Below are 15,162 nucleotides of genomic sequence, written 5' to 3' on the forward strand. Positions count from 1 at the left end.
GAACTATCATAGTTTCAGCATTACAGTTTGTCAACGAAAAACATACAAAGTAAACTAATTTAGTGTTTTTAGTTTGCTTTGTCCAAAAGTTGTTATACACTAATTTCGAATCCGGTATAAGGGGGACTGACATGGTTATTCAAATTTGCAATTTCTAACTTAATACAATCAAGTAAATAAAGAACTTTTATATAGAAGAAACATTACAGGAGGATTATGATGAAGAAAAAAATGTTAGTTGTATTAACGAGCGTAGAAAAATACCCAAATTTAAATAGAGCTACCGGGCTTTGGCTTGGTGAAGCTGTCCATTTCGTTAAAAAAGTAGAAGAAGCTGGTTACGAAGTAGATTATGTCAGTCCACAAGGCGGCTATACACCGATTGATCCGCATAGTTTAGCGATGGCGGAGAGCATTGATTGGGAATGGTATCAAAAGAAAGAATTTATGAATCGTCTCGGTTCTACAATGAAACCGAGTGAAGTGAATCAAGAAGACTACGCTGTTATTTATTACGCGGGTGGTCACGGAGTTATTTGGGACTTCCCAGAAAACAAAGAACTTCAAACTATTAGCCGCAACATTTATGAAAATGGCGGAATTGTTTCCTCTGTTTGTCACGGAGCTGCTGGTTTATTCCATATCACATTAAGTAACGGGGATCGTTTAATTAACGATAAAAAAGTAACAGGATTCTCAAATGAAGAAGAGAAACTAGCTGAATTAGATCAATTCGTTCCATTTTTAACAGAAGATGAACTCGTTAAATATGGGGGACTTTACGAAAAAGCTGCGCAACCTTGGGAAGCTTACGCTGTAGAAGATAATTGTGTAATTACTGGTCAAAACCCTGCTTCAGGTGGTCCAGTAGCTGAATTAGTATTAAAACAGTTGCAAAAATAATATGTACTAAAAAAGCAGATTTCCCTCTAGTAAGGGAAATCTGCTTTTTTTACGAAATCATTTGTAGATTAGCTATAATTTCTTTTTCAATTTCAGAATCATCAACTACATCTAAAAATTCCGGTTTAAACAGTTGGTATTTCTTCAAATTGTAGAAATCAAGTATCGCTTGCTTTAACGTAATATCGTACTGAATGCAAAAAGTATGATCTATAATGCGTCTTAACATCACATCATCTTGCACCATAAATAGTTGCGCATTCATTTTATTAAAGTAACCTTGTTCCATACCCGATTCAAAAAACATTTGCAAATTACGATTGCGATTTTGTTGTGCAGCGACTAATTGATCCGACAAATGCGGATACGCTTCTTTCAAATCTTGTAAAAAGACATCCGAAATATACGTCACACATTTTAAAGAATGGATAAACGTCTTTTGGAAACGTTCTGCAAACGACATACTTTCATCTTGATTATCCGCATCTCCTTCAAGAAGATAGTTTATAAAATCCTCTACTACTGCCTCAATAATCTCATCTTTCGAAGAAAAACGTTTATATAAAGTAGCTTTACTAATATCCATATATTTCGCAATTTCATCTATTTTTAATTGGCTAAAACTCGTCTTTCGAATAACGGGCTTTATTTTATTAATATAAGTATTTGCACACGCTACTTTTCTCATTTAAAAGAGCCTCCCCTTTTGTTCATACAAAATAGTATAGCAAATTCATGAATCTTTATAAATGAAGTTATTATACTCATTACGTCTTTTTAGTTTATTACAATTTCAATCTACGCTATACATAAAAAGTACCCGCTACCTTTGTTAGTAGCGGGCACCTTTTCTATAATTTATTTACAACTCTTTTTATAGCCTTACTTATTCCCACACTAGACTGCGGATTCTGCCCTGTAATCAAACGCCCATCTACTACAACATGCGGCGTGAAATTAGGTGCTACATAAAATAATGCCCCTTCTTCTTTCAACTTACTTTCTAGCAAAAACGGAACTCGATTTTCTAAATGTACAGCTTTTTCTTCATCGTTTGTATAACCTGTTATACGCTTACCGGCAACAAAAAACGAGCCATCTTTATTTTTCACACCAACTAAAGAACTTACCCCGTGACAAACAGCCGCTACGATCCGGTTATTGTTATACATACTCACAATCAAATTCGCTACATATGGATTACCAGGAAAATCTACAATAGCCCCGTGCCCACCACCAAATAAAACTGCATCATAATCTGAAAAACGAACCTTCGAAATCGGCTTCGTATTTTGCAATAAAGAAGCGACATGCTTAAATTCACGAGGTATGCCATTCGGAATAGACACTCTATCAATTGGTACTCTCCCGCCTTTTATCGACACAATATCAACATCGAACTTAGCTTTTTTAAATAAATGATAAGGAGCTGCGAGCTCTTCCAGCCACAAACCAGTCGGGTGTCCATTCAAATCATGAGCGCTTGTTGAAACTAATAATACCCTTTTCAACATATCCCCTCCCTTACTACCTATTTATGTATGAAGCATCCTTATCATTCATATGTAGCATGAAACAAACAGAAAAATAGCCGACCTTTTGTATAAAAGTCGGCTGCTTTCTTATAGTTCTAGCTCTCCCATACGAAGAAGCTCAACAACTGCTTGTGAACGTCCTTTAACCCCTAGCTTTTGCATTGCGTTTGAGATGTGATTACGTACTGTTTTTTCACTTATAAACAGTTCACCTGCAATTTCCTTCGTCGTTTTATCTTGAACCAGTAATTCAAATACTTCTCTTTCTCTCTTTGTGAGTAACGGTTTAGATTGATACGCTTTTTCCTTCAACTGGTATAACCCTCCTTGCTTAAGCCAGAGCTGTATATGTGTAAGTTGGGTGTTTATTTAGTCAAGATATTGTATGAACGAAATGTGCAGGTGGTGAATGAAAATGGGCTTTATTTCTTATGTTATTTTAGACTTTTATACAGTGCGTACACCCTTTTTATCCACTTACTTTTCAGTACGCCATATTTGTTCTAGTAATATGCTGACAACTGTACCTACGAACAAACCATTTCCGAATATATATTGCATCACAGACGGCAAGGATTGGAGTGCTCCAGACGGCAAAAACATAACACCACTTCCAAATAATATAGCAACTCCTAAAATCGTTACATTCCTTTCGCTAAGTGGTACTTGTTTTATATTATGAAATCCAATTCCAATAAGCTGCACGAACGAAGCCATTAAAACCGCAGATGCGACCGCGGATGGCAGAGAGGCTAAGTAGCGGATAATACTTGGAAACAGCGACATACCGACTAATAGTACACATGCAAATAAGAATGAACGCATGTACTTTTGATTTGTTAAACGTATGAAACCTGCCGTTGCTGGTAGTGGAACGACACCTACAGTTGAAAACAAAGAGGAAATCATATGCGAAATCCCTCCGACCCACGTACCATTTCTCAACTGTTTTTGTTCAATAGTCGCTTTATGAATCGTAGCTTGATTGATTGCTATAATAGCTGCCACTGTATTTGAAACTAAAATACATACCATAACGAAACTTGATACAGCCATACCTGTATTCCATTTTGGAATTCCCCACGCGAATATATGTGGAAGTTGCACAAAATGAGTTACTTGAGATGGGATCGTCACTTTTCCTGCAATGAGAAAAATAATCCAGCCACTAATTAACCCCATTAAAACCGCATAACTTTTAACAAACCCTTTTCCGAAGTTGGAGAGTATGACTACGAATAAAAATATGCCAAAAGCAATTAATGCTGTAAATCCATCAATTTGAGAAACAGTAGCTGTAATTCCTAGCATTCCTTTTAAAAATACACCACTTAATTGTAAACATAATAAAAGTAAGAACGTCCCTGTCACGAGCGGCGTAAATAAAAATAAAATACGCCCGATAACTCCCGTTACTCCTAGCCCTATTAAAACAACTCCCGCAACCATCATTCCTAATTCTAAAATTTGCAATGTACTATGTAATTGATCCTGCCCTACAGTTGCATAAGCAAGCACGGTAAATACACCAACCCAAGATCCAGCTGGTCCATCCGCAATCGGAAGCTTATGTCCAAGCCATCCTTGTAAAAAAGAAGATATACCAACTACGAAAAACGTACGCTGCATTAAATAAAATACTTCTTCCGTCGTAAGATGAAATAATCCGCCAACGACAATTGGTAGCGCGATTGAGTTTGCTAATAAAAAAATAAACCATTGCAAAGTTCCCATAATATGATTTTGATTATGTTGATTGTCCAAACTTTTCATCCCTTCTTGCTTCCTTATAAGGAAGTATAGTACTTCCGTGTTTCTACTAAATAACAAAGAAGGGTTCTATTTTCACAATTAGAACCCTTCTCAAAACATCTAAACGATCCCTCTATACAAGATTATCAGATTTCACTTGATTTAAATCCCCTATAACAACATTCCCTTTATACATAACTACACGCTTCTCTGTTTGACGAGCCACTGCTTCCGCGGCGCATGTTGCATTCGTTAAAACAAAACTTGCCTCATCCCCTACATTCGGCCACACTCGTTTCCCTTCATTATTTAACGTTTCTTTCCCTCCAGTAATAAAACGAAGAGCTTTCCCTAAAGACCTTTCATCACTCCAACCAAATCGTTCTGCCAATCGATTTGCCTTTTGAAGCATATCACCTGTGCCAAACGGAGACCAATGATCTGTAATACTATCATTTCCTAATGAAACTTTAACTCCTTTTCGATCTAATAATGGAATTGGGATTACTTGTTTACCGATTGGAACGGTTGAAGTGATATCAATCTTTAATGCTGCTAGTCTTTCTGCCACTTCTTCAGCTTCTTTATCAGTAACACCACCAAGTCCAAGCGCATGACTAATTGTTACACGACCTTGCCATCCTGCTTCTTCCGTTAGACTTGCTAATCTCTTCATTGTAAACGTTCCAAGATTATTCGCATCGTGCAAATGAATATCAACATCCGCATTAAATTCTACCGCAATGTCCATAATCGTATGTAATGATTTTTCAATATCATTATCTACTGTAGCTGGGTCCACTCCGCCAACTAATTGTGCGCCCATACGCATCGCATCTTTCACAAGTTGCATAGAATTACTTCGCAATAATCCATGTTGCGGAAATGCAACTATTCTACCAGACAACCGATCTTTATATGTTCCTAAAGCCGCTAACGTTGCCTCTAAATTACGAAGTCCAATAACCGGATCCACATTACAATGCGTTCTAATATTTGTTGCGCCATTTCGAAGCAATAACTCTAGCATATTTTCCGCCCTGTCTTGAGCAGTTGCTAATTGCTTTGGTAAAATCCTTTTTTCTTCATTAAAACGTGTAAAAATATTTTCTGCTGGCATACAAGCTTTCCAAGGCCCACTATAATATGTTTTATCAATATGAATATGCATCTCTTCAAAAGCTGGTAAAACTAATAAACGATTAGCATCAAAAGTTAACGTTCCTTCCTCTTGGGCGATTCTCGATATAATTCTTTTAATTCGCCCATCTTCAATAAGAAGACTGCATATCTCAGTTTCCGTTTGTGAAATTTTCGCTTCTTCATATGTATAACCTGTTTCAAGCTTTACATTAGTCAACCAATATAATGTCATTACCATTTCCCCACCTTATATTAGAAAATACGTCACACCCTCATTTTCATTTTAATACCAACTGAAAATTAAGACAATTAATCCACTGTATTGTCCTTTCACAAAAAAATGTAATATAACCTAATGGTCTTCTCATAAAGTGAAACTATAATCAGTGGGGGGGGTCATCCCCCACTGATTATTAGCCTTCACCAATCGGGCGTTTACGGGCAGTTGATCTCCCACCTAACTTCTTTGCTTCAGCCGAATTTTGAGGTGGGAGTTTTACTGCCCGTTAATGCGGGATAAATTTCCATATAGAATAAAAGTACACTGTATCACTCATACATAACAGCGGTGATATAAAAAGGAGAGGATCATAATATGTCGAAGAGGTTATATAAATCCGAAACTGATAAAATGTTATTTGGTATATGCGGTGGTTTAGGAGAATATTTTGATATTAGCTCTACTCTCATTCGCATACTTTGGGTCATTGCTATTTTATGTTTTGGGACGGGGTTTTTAGTTTATTTTATTTGTTTATTACTTATGCCACGCTCTTACTAATAACATTCTTTCATATATTTGAGCATAGCGTATAAAAAATCCCCTATAGATTTTTCTATAGGGGATTTTTTCATGAAGAATATTTCATCGTTAAATGTAATACCGCTACTTCATCCTCTTCATTTTTATAACTATGTTTCTTATTAGCTTCAAACTGAATGGAGTCAAACTCATTTAGCACATATACGTCATTCTCAACTTGAATAGAAACTTTCCCTTTCATTACTGTTACCAGCTCAATTGCTCCTTCATGATGAGCTTCCGGTTCATATATACTATTCGCTCTTAAACAAGCACGGTGCATTTCCATCCCTGTTTCTTTCGTGTAACGGAACATCGTTTCTAAATGCCATGCTTGTCCTACATCTACTGCAAATCCTTCTCCGCAGCGCGCAACAGCTACAGGTTCTCCAACAACCATTAATCTCGATAAAGGAATCGATAACCCTTTCGTTATTTTCCAAATGACAGCTAACGTTGGATTCGTTTCGCCTCTCTCAATTTTCCCTAATGTTAATTTACTAACCCCTGTTTTTTGGGCTAATTCTTCTAAACTTAATTTTTGTTCATTTCGAATTTGTCTTAATAGCTGACCTACTTGCTGAATTACTTCTTTCGTTTGCATATCTTCATTTTCTTTCATATATAAAAACCACCTTAAAATATAGAATAGTTTACTTTTATTATCTTTAAGTATATTATACTATACATAAATACTCAATTCCGAAAGGAGTGCCATACTTCATGCGCGCAATATTACTAGGTCTTTTATCATCGGCCTTTTTTTCTGCAACCTTTATTATTAACAGAGCAATGAATGTATCTGGAACAAGCTGGGCTTGGACTGCTTCCTTCCGTTTTCTATTCGCTCTCCCTATTTTATTCCTTATCGTTTTATTTCGCAAAAACTTAGGAGTTTTATGGGCAGAATTAAAAAAACATCCATTTGTATGGATCGGGTGGGGCTCGGTCGCTGGCATCGGCTTCTATTCTTTATTAAGTTTCGCAGCTGTTTTTTCTCCAGCTTGGCTCGTTGCTGGAACTTGGCAAGTTACGATATTAGCAGGTTTACTTTTATCGCCATTATTCTTCATTAAAATAGAAACAAAATCAGGTACAAAACTTGTACGTGGAAAAATTCCACTACGCAGTTTATACGTCGCTTTATTTATTTTACTTGGTGTACTTTGTATGCAAGCTACTGAAGCCGGTCATATTACAATGACTCAATTCATTTCTGGTTTTTTACCTGTCGTTTTAGCAGCTTTCTTATATCCCTTCGGTAACCGAAAAATGATGGAACTTGTTGGCGGGCGTCTTGATACATTCCAACGTGTATTAGGAATGGCAATCGGAAGTCTCCCTATTACAATCCTACTTGGTATATACGGATTTTCCACTACCGGTATTCCATCATCAAGTCAAATGATGCAAGGATTTTTGTTAGCATTATGTTCCGGAGTTATTGCGACGATGACATTTTTCTTTGCTACTGACTTAGCAAAAGACAATCTTGCTTTACTTGGAGCTGTTGAAGCAACACAAGCTGGAACGATGGTCTTCACTGTGCTTGGTGAGATTATTTTCTTAAATGGTTCATTCCCTAGCGGGCTGTCACTGATTGGGATGATTATTATCATGCTAGGAATGATCGTAAATAGTGTTTTAAACCGTTCTGTTCCAGTCATTAAACAAAAAAAATCAGCATAAAAATAGATATGGTTCTTCTTCATAGAACCATATCTATTTTTATTATCTCCCTATTTCGCCTTATCAGAATAGTATTTCATTAGCTGTTTATACTAAAACCTATGTTATAATACGTTTCATGTGCATTAATAGGAGGTAAATTATGTTAAAAAAAGCAATTGCTGAATTTATTGGTACATTTGTACTTGTATTATTCGGAACTGGAGTAGCTGTCATTGGTGGCGGAATTGAAGGAATTGGAACATTAGGTATCGCTATGGCTTTCGGATTATCTATCGTGGCTATGGCATATAGCATTGGAACAATTTCTGGATGTCATATTAACCCAGCAGTATCAATCGCTATGTTCATCAACAAAAGAATGAACGCTATGGAACTTAGCTATTATTTATTAGCTCAAATTTTAGGTGGTTTATTAGGAACCGCAACGTTAGTAACAATTTTACGATCTGCTAAAACACCTTTAGATAATTTAGGACAAAATAGTTTTGGGACTCTTGGTTTATCTGGAGCATTTTTAGTTGAATTCATTTTAACTTTCGTATTTGTTTTAGTTATCGTTGCTGTAACAGGTAAAAAGGGAAGTTCTTCTTTAGCTGGACTAGTAATTGGTTTCACATTAGTATTAATTCACTTATTAGGTATTCCATTAACTGGAACATCTGTTAACCCAGCTCGTAGTATCGCACCAGCTCTATTCGCTGGCGGAGAAGCAATTTCTCAACTATGGGTGTTCATCGTTGCCCCAATTTTTGGTGGTATCGTAGCAGCTGTTGTAGGAAAGTTTATTTTAAATACGGAAAAATAGAACTTTCAATATTTCCGAATAAAAAAAGCGAGCCCTCATCATGAGGAAGCTCGCTTTTTTTTATTCTTTAATTTTCGACTTTAAATTTGTAACTAATTGCTGCACCGTTACATTTGCAAGTACGTTTTCCATCGCTTCTTGCGATTGTATTAAAATAATCTCTAATACCGATTGAATATTAGCTCCTACTGGACATTCAATGTTGGGATTTTCATGGAAAGAAAATAGATGTCCTTCTTCTACAACTTCCACAGCTTTATATACATCAAGTAATGTAATTTCATCTAAATCACGAGCAAGTGTCGTACCACCTTTACCAGCTTGTACATCAACAAGTCCTGCTCTCTTCAACATTCCTGTAATGCGACGAATCACAACTGGATTTGTATTCACACTACCAGCAATCCATTCAGAGGTACAGCGAGAGTTTCGATCTATTGCAAGTAACGTTAACATATGAACACCTACTGTAAAACGACTACTAATTCCCATCTGCACACCCTCCTTTTTATTCATTCTATTAAAAGACGACTCTTATCATTATATACTATTTTCAATTTATACATAAAGAAAAAGCATGATTCCATTAGAAAACCATGCTTTTCTCTATTATTGACGCTTTATAAATTTCGCTAAATCTTTAAACTTCACTTTATCAGAGTAATTCATTACACCGTTTACATAGATACGGCTTGTAATCGCATTTAATATACCAATCGTCGCCAATAAAACTACTAATGTTATCGTAATCTCTAGCATACCTGCTTCACCGGCTACAATCCGCGAGAAGGTGACCATCGGTGTGAAAAACGGAACATACGAACTTACAACAACAATAGTACTATTTGGATCACTTAATGATTTAATACTAATGAAGAATGCAGCCATGATCAAAATCATTATCGGGAAAGATACAGCTTGTAAATCCTCTGTCTTAGACACAACAGCTCCAGCCGCAGCGTACATCATCGCATAAAGTAAATACCCCGTAATGAAATAAACAAGAAACATACTTATAACCTTTGCATCTAATTTTGTAAAGTCAATTGGAACACCAAGTAATGAAGCACTTTCTAAATCGACCCAACCTAACAAATAAGGAATAAGGTAACCACACGCCAATATTACAAGTTGTAATAACGCCGTTGAAACAACCGCCAAAATTTTCGCATACATCATCGTAAGAGGCTTTACTTTCGGAAGCATTACTTCCATTACACGTGACGCCTTTTCAGATGCAATATTCATTGCGATTGTATTTCCGAAAGCTACAATAAACATATACAAAGCAAATGTAAAGAAATATGCAATTCCGAAAGAAGATGTACGATCTTTTATCGCTTCTTGCTTCACTTGAATTTCTGCTTGTAATTGCTGCGCAATTTCTGGTGAAACATTATTTTTTGCAATCGTCACCTTCGTATATTGTTGTTTTAAATAACCCGCCATAATCGCAGAAGTTGCTTGGCTTGGAAATCCATTATACATATATGTAACTGCTGGAGTCCCATCCTTTTCCGTCACATGGAATAGACCATCTAAATCGCCTTCTTCTACTTGCTTATGCAGTTTATCAAAATCATCCTTTGAACCAACCGTTATTTTTGCTGATGGCAATAGCTTATTTAGCTCTTCTTTTTGTACTTTGTATGTGGAGCTCTCTACTACAACTGCAATTTTATCTTTATCCTTATTTTTATCATCGCCTGAAGTAAAATGATTAAATGCAAAAATCCCAAACACAACTAAAAATAAAATCGCACTCGTAATTAATGATTTTTTAGATAAAAATGCTTCTTTAAAATAAAATGAAAATACATGAGAAAATTTACGCATCTTTATTTCGCCCTCTCTACAAAGATTTCGTTTAACGTCGGCTCTAACATTTTAAATTGTCGTAAACCAACACCTTGTTCTTGCAATTGTTGCAAAATCTTTAGAGCTTCTGCATCATCTTGTACTTTCACATAAAGAAGGCCTTGTTGTTTTTCATATGAAACATGTATAGCTTCTAATCCTTTTTCATTCTCTTTTGTATCTTCGATTGTTAAATTACGAAAACCGTATTCTTTCTTAATATCACTTAATTGTCCTTCTACGACTGCTTCACCTTTTTTCAAAATACATACATGTTGGCAAAAAGCCTCTACTTGCTCCATACGGTGACTAGATAAAATAATTGTCTTTCCGCTCTGTACTTGTTCTCCAATAATACTAGCCAACATTCCAGCATTAACTGGATCAAGTCCGCTAAATGGTTCATCCAAAATAAGAAGTTCTGGATCATGAAGAAGAGCAGCAATCAATTGAATTTTTTGCTGGTTCCCTTTCGAAAGTTCTCCTGCTGTTTTGAATTTATATTCTGGGATTGCTAAGCGCTCTAACCAGTGATCAATTGCAAAATCTACTTCTTTTTTCGTCATTCCTTCTAATCTACCAAAATATCGCAACTGGTCTATTACTCTACTTTTTGTATATAAGCCTCTTTCTTCTGGTAAATATCCAATTGTTACCCCGCTATCACCAAATGATTTTCCATCCCACGTAATAGAACCTTCATTTGGCGTTAATAAACCTAGTAACATTTTAATTGTCGTTGTTTTCCCTGCACCATTTCGGCCAAGTAACCCTAACACTTCACCTTTCGGTAACGAGATTTGCAAACCATTAACCGCTTTAGATTCTCCGAATATTTTTGTTAAGTTTTGAATTTGTAAACTCAATGTATAAAGCCTCCCCTTTAGTATCATTCGTACTCTCTATTAAAGACTATGATTGTTCGAAATAAAATATAGTACTATATTTCAATCTTTTATACGTATCATGATCCCCCATCCACCATTTGTTTTATTTAGTTAAAATTGTAAATAACAAAGATATATTTGTCAATTATAATTGTCATTTCGACAATAAAACACGTCAAATCACTTTTTGTTATTTTTCCCATCTTTCTAATATAGGACATACTACTATATATATAAAAGACAATATGCAAATGTTCATAAAAAAATTTTTATATTTTAATATATAATATAAGATGATTTTCTAACATCAAGGAGGATACATATGAAGATGAAAAGGGGCATTACCACTTTATTATCTGTGGCCGTTCTTTCCACATCGCTTGTAGCATGTTCAGGAACAGCTGAGAAAACAGTGGCAAAAGAAGAGAAAGTACAATTAACAGACCAGCAATTGATGGCCGATTTATGGTATCAAACAGCTGGCGAAACGAAAGCACTTTACTACCAAGGCTACAATATTGGTCAATTAAAGCTTGATGCAGCTCTTGCAAAAGGGACAGAAAAAAAACCTGCTATCGTACTTGATCTAGATGAAACTGTTTTAGATAACAGTCCCCATCAAGCAATGAGCGTAAAAACAGGAAAAGGCTATCCTTATAAATGGGACGATTGGATTAATAAGGCTGAAGCTGAAGCTCTTCCAGGCGCTATTGATTTCTTAAAATATACAGAGTCTAAAGGTGTAGATATTTACTACATCTCAAATCGTAAAACAAATCAACTAGATGCAACAATTAAAAACCTTGAGCGCGTAGGTGCTCCTCAAGCGACGAAAGAACATATATTACTACAAGACCCGAAAGAAAAAGGGAAAGAAAAGCGTCGTGAACTTGTTTCTCAAACACATGACATCGTCCTATTCTTCGGTGACAACTTATCTGATTTCACTGGTTTTGATGGAAAATCTGTGAAAGATCGTAATGAAACAGTAGCAGAATCAAAAGCACAATTTGGTGAGAAATTCATCATTTTCCCTAATCCAATGTACGGTGATTGGGAAGGTGCTCTATATGACTATAATTTCAAAAAATCAGATGCAGAAAAAGACAAAATCCGTCGTGACAATTTAAAATCATTTGATGCAAAATAACAAAGAGGATGGCCTTCGCCATCCTCTTTTATTGCATATTTCTTGTTAAAGGTAAAATAAATACTTCTACACGTCTATTTTTCGCTTTTCCTTCTGGCGTATCATTTGGTGCAATTGAACGGTATTCTCCATAACCAACTGCACTAAATTTTTCTGGTTGCAATTCTTTATTTTGGAGTAACACCTGCATAAAATTAACTGCACGCTGTGTACTTAACTCCCAGTTTGATGCAAACTGAGCATTTGCGATAGGAACCGTATCTGTATGACCCGACACTGTAATTTCACGAGGTGATGCTGAAACAAGTAGGTTAGACATCTCTTTTGCAATCCCTAACGATTCCAACTTCACATCTGCTTTCCCTGAATCAAATAGTACATTTTCTAATATCGTTAACATTAATCCTTTTTCAGTTAACTTAGTTTGAAAAGAAGAGGATATTTGTTTCTCATTAATATATTGATCAATCTTTTTTTGTAATGCTTTCAACTCATCCATTTCTTTTTTTTCTTTAGCTCTATCTTCCGCTTGTTTTTTTGCTTGTTCTGCCTCAAGGCTATTTGCTGATAATTCTTTTTCCTCATTTGGTTTTTGATCGCTTAAAAATTCTTTATTTCCTGTTCCACCGGCTAACTCACTTCGAAAAGCAACTGCCATCTGTTTAAACTTCGCAGCATCTATACTACTCATTGCGAATAATACGATGAACAATGCAAATAACAACGTTAACATATCAGAATATGGAATTAACCAAGTTTCATCGATATGCTCATCATGTTTTTTCTTTTTACCTCTTCTATTTTTCTTACTCCGCATTTTTTTCTGCTCCTTTTTCTAGCTTTTTACGCTCAGTTGCAGAAAGTGCACCTAAAATGCGGTTCTTCATAATAAACGGATATGTACCTTCTTGTAACATTAATAAACAATCAATAATTAAACGTTTCTTCTCTAATTCAGCAGCAGACTTTTGCTTTAATTTATTTGCAAACGGATGCCATAATACGTAACCTGAAAAAATACCGAAAATCGTTGCAATAAACGCACCTGAAATAGCATGCCCTAGCTTTTCAATATCAGTTAAATTTCCAAGTGCAGCTACTAGACCAATAACAGCACCTAAAACCCCTAGTGTAGGTGCATATGTACCAGCTTGCGAGAAAATAGCAGCCCCTTTTGCATGTCTCTCTTCAATCGCTTCTAATTCGGCTTCTAAAATTTGTTCTAAATCCTCTGCAGATACACCATCAATAACAAATTTCATACCAAGCAAAAGAAATTCATCTTCAATTTCATCTAATTGTTGCTCTAAAGACAAAATACCGTATTTTCTACTCTCAGATGTCCAATGAACAAATAATTCTAGCAATTGTTCATAACTTAAATCTTTTTTATTTGAACCAAAAAGAACTTTAAATAATTTTGGAACTCTTTTTAGTTGATTCATCGGAAATGCAATACACACTGCAGCAAATGTACCGACGAAAATAATTAGTGCTGCGGCAGGATTTAGTAAGGCTGTTATGTCAGCGCCCTTGACGACCATCCCTACGACTACCGCTAATACTCCTAAAATGATTCCAATAATTGTTGCAAAATCCATTCCCATTCACTCCTAGTCTATACAAGAAGTCTTTTATTCTCGATAATCGCTACATCTTCTTATATGTATATATTACATAAAAAATGGATTTCATGAAAGATAAGAAATGAATTATATGAAAAAATACTACATTTTCTGACATTTTCTTTGCATTTCTATTACGTTACGACTCTTATATTTCTTTTTCAATAAGCTAGACTTATAATAAAACCGATACATATTTTATTAAGAAAGGACAGTGATTACAAGGTATCATGAAAAAGATAATAATTATTTCTGCCGCTACTATTGTAATCGGTATCACATCTTTCGCTTACTTTGGTTCTAAATCACCACTGCAAAACGAGGCGAAAGCTGTCGAAAGTCAAAAGCATAGTAACCATCCAAAAGAAGAAATCCCTGCTTTTCCAAAAGCTAATCCTAATGCAAAGAAACTAAATGATAAATTTTCCGTTGTAACAAACCCAGATTCTGCTCTTGTATTAGTCAATAAACATCGTAAATTACCAGATGGGTACATTCCAGAAGATTTGACGAAACCGAACGTACCATTTACTAGTCCAAAAGATAAAGAGAAAACATTACTTCGTAAAGATGCTGCAGACGCTCTTGAGCAGATGTTCCAAGCAGCAAAAGAAGAAGGTTTAGAACTTACAGCAGTTTCAGGTTACCGTTCTTACAAACGCCAACAGTCATTACATAACACATATATTAAGCGCCAAGGAAAAGCTGAAGCTGATTCGGTAAGTGCAATTCCTGGAACAAGTGAGCATCAAACTGGTCTAGCAATGGATATTAGCTCAAAATCTGCTAAATTCCAATTAGAACCAATCTTCGGAGAGACAGCAGAAGGAAAATGGGTTGCAGAACATGCCCATGAGTTCGGATTTGTCATTCGTTATTTAGAGGATAAAACAAAGACAACAGAGTATTCATACGAACCGTGGCACTTACGCTACGTCGGCAATCCATATGCCGCATACATATATAAACACCATCTAACATTAGAAGAGGCGATGGAGGACAAAAAATAAG

17 protein-coding genes are annotated in these 15,162 nt (G+C 35.7%); 6 read left to right on the forward strand and 11 right to left on the reverse strand.

Annotated features, from left to right (window positions below; translation table 11 throughout):
* Nucleotides 1–219 precede the first annotated feature (219 nt).
* Complete coding sequence (locus CQ058_RS13270; RefSeq protein WP_142396347.1) at nucleotides 220–903, forward strand: type 1 glutamine amidotransferase domain-containing protein; 684 nt, start codon at nucleotides 220–222, stop codon at nucleotides 901–903.
* 49 nt (nucleotides 904–952) lie between these two features.
* Here the strand turns inward: CQ058_RS13270 and CQ058_RS13275 are convergent, their stop codons facing one another.
* From CQ058_RS13275 to CQ058_RS13295, 5 genes are all read right to left on the reverse strand, one after another.
* Nucleotides 953–1,591, reverse strand: coding sequence for a TetR/AcrR family transcriptional regulator (locus tag CQ058_RS13275; RefSeq protein WP_002192450.1), 639 nt, complete (start codon nucleotides 1,589–1,591; stop codon nucleotides 953–955).
* Nucleotides 1,592–1,754: 163 nt separating this feature from the next.
* Complete coding sequence (locus tag CQ058_RS13280) at nucleotides 1,755–2,417, reverse strand: type 1 glutamine amidotransferase domain-containing protein (RefSeq protein ID WP_105589754.1); 663 nt, start codon at nucleotides 2,415–2,417, stop codon at nucleotides 1,755–1,757.
* A gap of 108 nt (nucleotides 2,418–2,525) precedes the next feature.
* Nucleotides 2,526–2,750 carry a spore germination transcription factor GerE gene (gene gerE / locus CQ058_RS13285; RefSeq protein ID WP_000659484.1) on the reverse strand — a complete coding sequence of 75 codons (225 nt, stop codon included), beginning with the start codon at nucleotides 2,748–2,750 and terminating at the stop codon, nucleotides 2,526–2,528.
* Nucleotides 2,751–2,915: 165 nt separating this feature from the next.
* Complete coding sequence (locus CQ058_RS13290) at nucleotides 2,916–4,211, reverse strand: purine/pyrimidine permease (protein ID WP_002192448.1); 1,296 nt, start codon at nucleotides 4,209–4,211, stop codon at nucleotides 2,916–2,918.
* Nucleotides 4,212–4,323: 112 nt separating this feature from the next.
* Nucleotides 4,324–5,565: an amidohydrolase family protein gene (locus CQ058_RS13295; protein ID WP_105589755.1), complete on the reverse strand. Its 1,242-nt coding sequence runs from the start codon at nucleotides 5,563–5,565 to the stop codon at nucleotides 4,324–4,326.
* 363 nt (nucleotides 5,566–5,928) lie between these two features.
* Between CQ058_RS13295 and CQ058_RS13300 the strand changes: the two genes are divergently transcribed.
* On the forward strand, nucleotides 5,929–6,114 hold the full coding sequence (locus tag CQ058_RS13300) for a PspC domain-containing protein (protein WP_002129290.1): 186 nt from the start codon (nucleotides 5,929–5,931) through the stop codon (nucleotides 6,112–6,114).
* 70 nt (nucleotides 6,115–6,184) lie between these two features.
* Here the strand turns inward: CQ058_RS13300 and CQ058_RS13305 are convergent, their stop codons facing one another.
* Nucleotides 6,185–6,757: a helix-turn-helix domain-containing protein gene (locus CQ058_RS13305; RefSeq protein ID WP_002034214.1), complete on the reverse strand. Its 573-nt coding sequence runs from the start codon at nucleotides 6,755–6,757 to the stop codon at nucleotides 6,185–6,187.
* Nucleotides 6,758–6,858: 101 nt separating this feature from the next.
* On the opposite strand from CQ058_RS13305, the gene CQ058_RS13310 reads away from it, so the two are divergent.
* Both CQ058_RS13310 and CQ058_RS13315 read left to right on the forward strand, forming a co-directional pair.
* On the forward strand, nucleotides 6,859–7,824 hold the full coding sequence (locus CQ058_RS13310; protein ID WP_105589756.1) for a DMT family transporter: 966 nt from the start codon (nucleotides 6,859–6,861) through the stop codon (nucleotides 7,822–7,824).
* Nucleotides 7,825–7,966: 142 nt separating this feature from the next.
* Nucleotides 7,967–8,632, forward strand: a complete 666-nt coding sequence (locus tag CQ058_RS13315; protein WP_002190800.1) for an MIP/aquaporin family protein — start codon at nucleotides 7,967–7,969, stop codon at nucleotides 8,630–8,632.
* A gap of 60 nt (nucleotides 8,633–8,692) precedes the next feature.
* Here the strand turns inward: CQ058_RS13315 and CQ058_RS13320 are convergent, their stop codons facing one another.
* The 3 genes from CQ058_RS13320 to CQ058_RS13330 form a co-directional block, all read right to left on the reverse strand.
* Entirely contained in the window at nucleotides 8,693–9,124 is a 432-nt protein-coding gene (locus tag CQ058_RS13320) for an Rrf2 family transcriptional regulator (RefSeq protein ID WP_002088848.1), read from the reverse strand.
* Nucleotides 9,125–9,241: 117 nt separating this feature from the next.
* The gene (locus CQ058_RS13325; protein WP_002015418.1) at nucleotides 9,242–10,468 is read right to left on the reverse strand and encodes an ABC transporter permease; all 1,227 of its coding nucleotides are present in this window, start codon (nucleotides 10,466–10,468) and stop codon (nucleotides 9,242–9,244) included.
* A gap of 2 nt (nucleotides 10,469–10,470) precedes the next feature.
* Complete coding sequence (locus tag CQ058_RS13330) at nucleotides 10,471–11,355, reverse strand: ABC transporter ATP-binding protein (protein ID WP_002192446.1); 885 nt, start codon at nucleotides 11,353–11,355, stop codon at nucleotides 10,471–10,473.
* A 343-nt stretch (nucleotides 11,356–11,698) separates the two neighbouring features.
* On the opposite strand from CQ058_RS13330, the gene CQ058_RS13335 reads away from it, so the two are divergent.
* The gene (locus tag CQ058_RS13335) at nucleotides 11,699–12,526 is read left to right on the forward strand and encodes a 5'-nucleotidase, lipoprotein e(P4) family (protein WP_002190803.1); all 828 of its coding nucleotides are present in this window, start codon (nucleotides 11,699–11,701) and stop codon (nucleotides 12,524–12,526) included.
* Between the two features lie 28 nt (nucleotides 12,527–12,554).
* Here CQ058_RS13335 and motB read toward each other — a convergent pair whose 3' ends face one another.
* Entirely contained in the window at nucleotides 12,555–13,343 is a 789-nt protein-coding gene (motB, locus tag CQ058_RS13340) for a flagellar motor protein MotB (protein WP_105589757.1), read from the reverse strand.
* The gene (motA, locus tag CQ058_RS13345; RefSeq protein ID WP_105589758.1) at nucleotides 13,333–14,127 is read right to left on the reverse strand and encodes a flagellar motor stator protein MotA; all 795 of its coding nucleotides are present in this window, start codon (nucleotides 14,125–14,127) and stop codon (nucleotides 13,333–13,335) included. Before motA ends, motB begins: the two co-directional genes overlap by 11 nt.
* A gap of 254 nt (nucleotides 14,128–14,381) precedes the next feature.
* Between motA and CQ058_RS13350 the strand changes: the two genes are divergently transcribed.
* Nucleotides 14,382–15,161, forward strand: coding sequence for a M15 family metallopeptidase (locus CQ058_RS13350; RefSeq protein WP_002190805.1), 780 nt, complete (start codon nucleotides 14,382–14,384; stop codon nucleotides 15,159–15,161).
* Nucleotide 15,162 lies beyond the last annotated feature (1 nt).

Origin of the sequence: Bacillus sp. MYb56 (genome assembly GCF_002976445.1) — a bacterium.
Classification (GTDB): domain Bacteria; phylum Bacillota; class Bacilli; order Bacillales; family Bacillaceae_G; genus Bacillus_A; species Bacillus_A mycoides.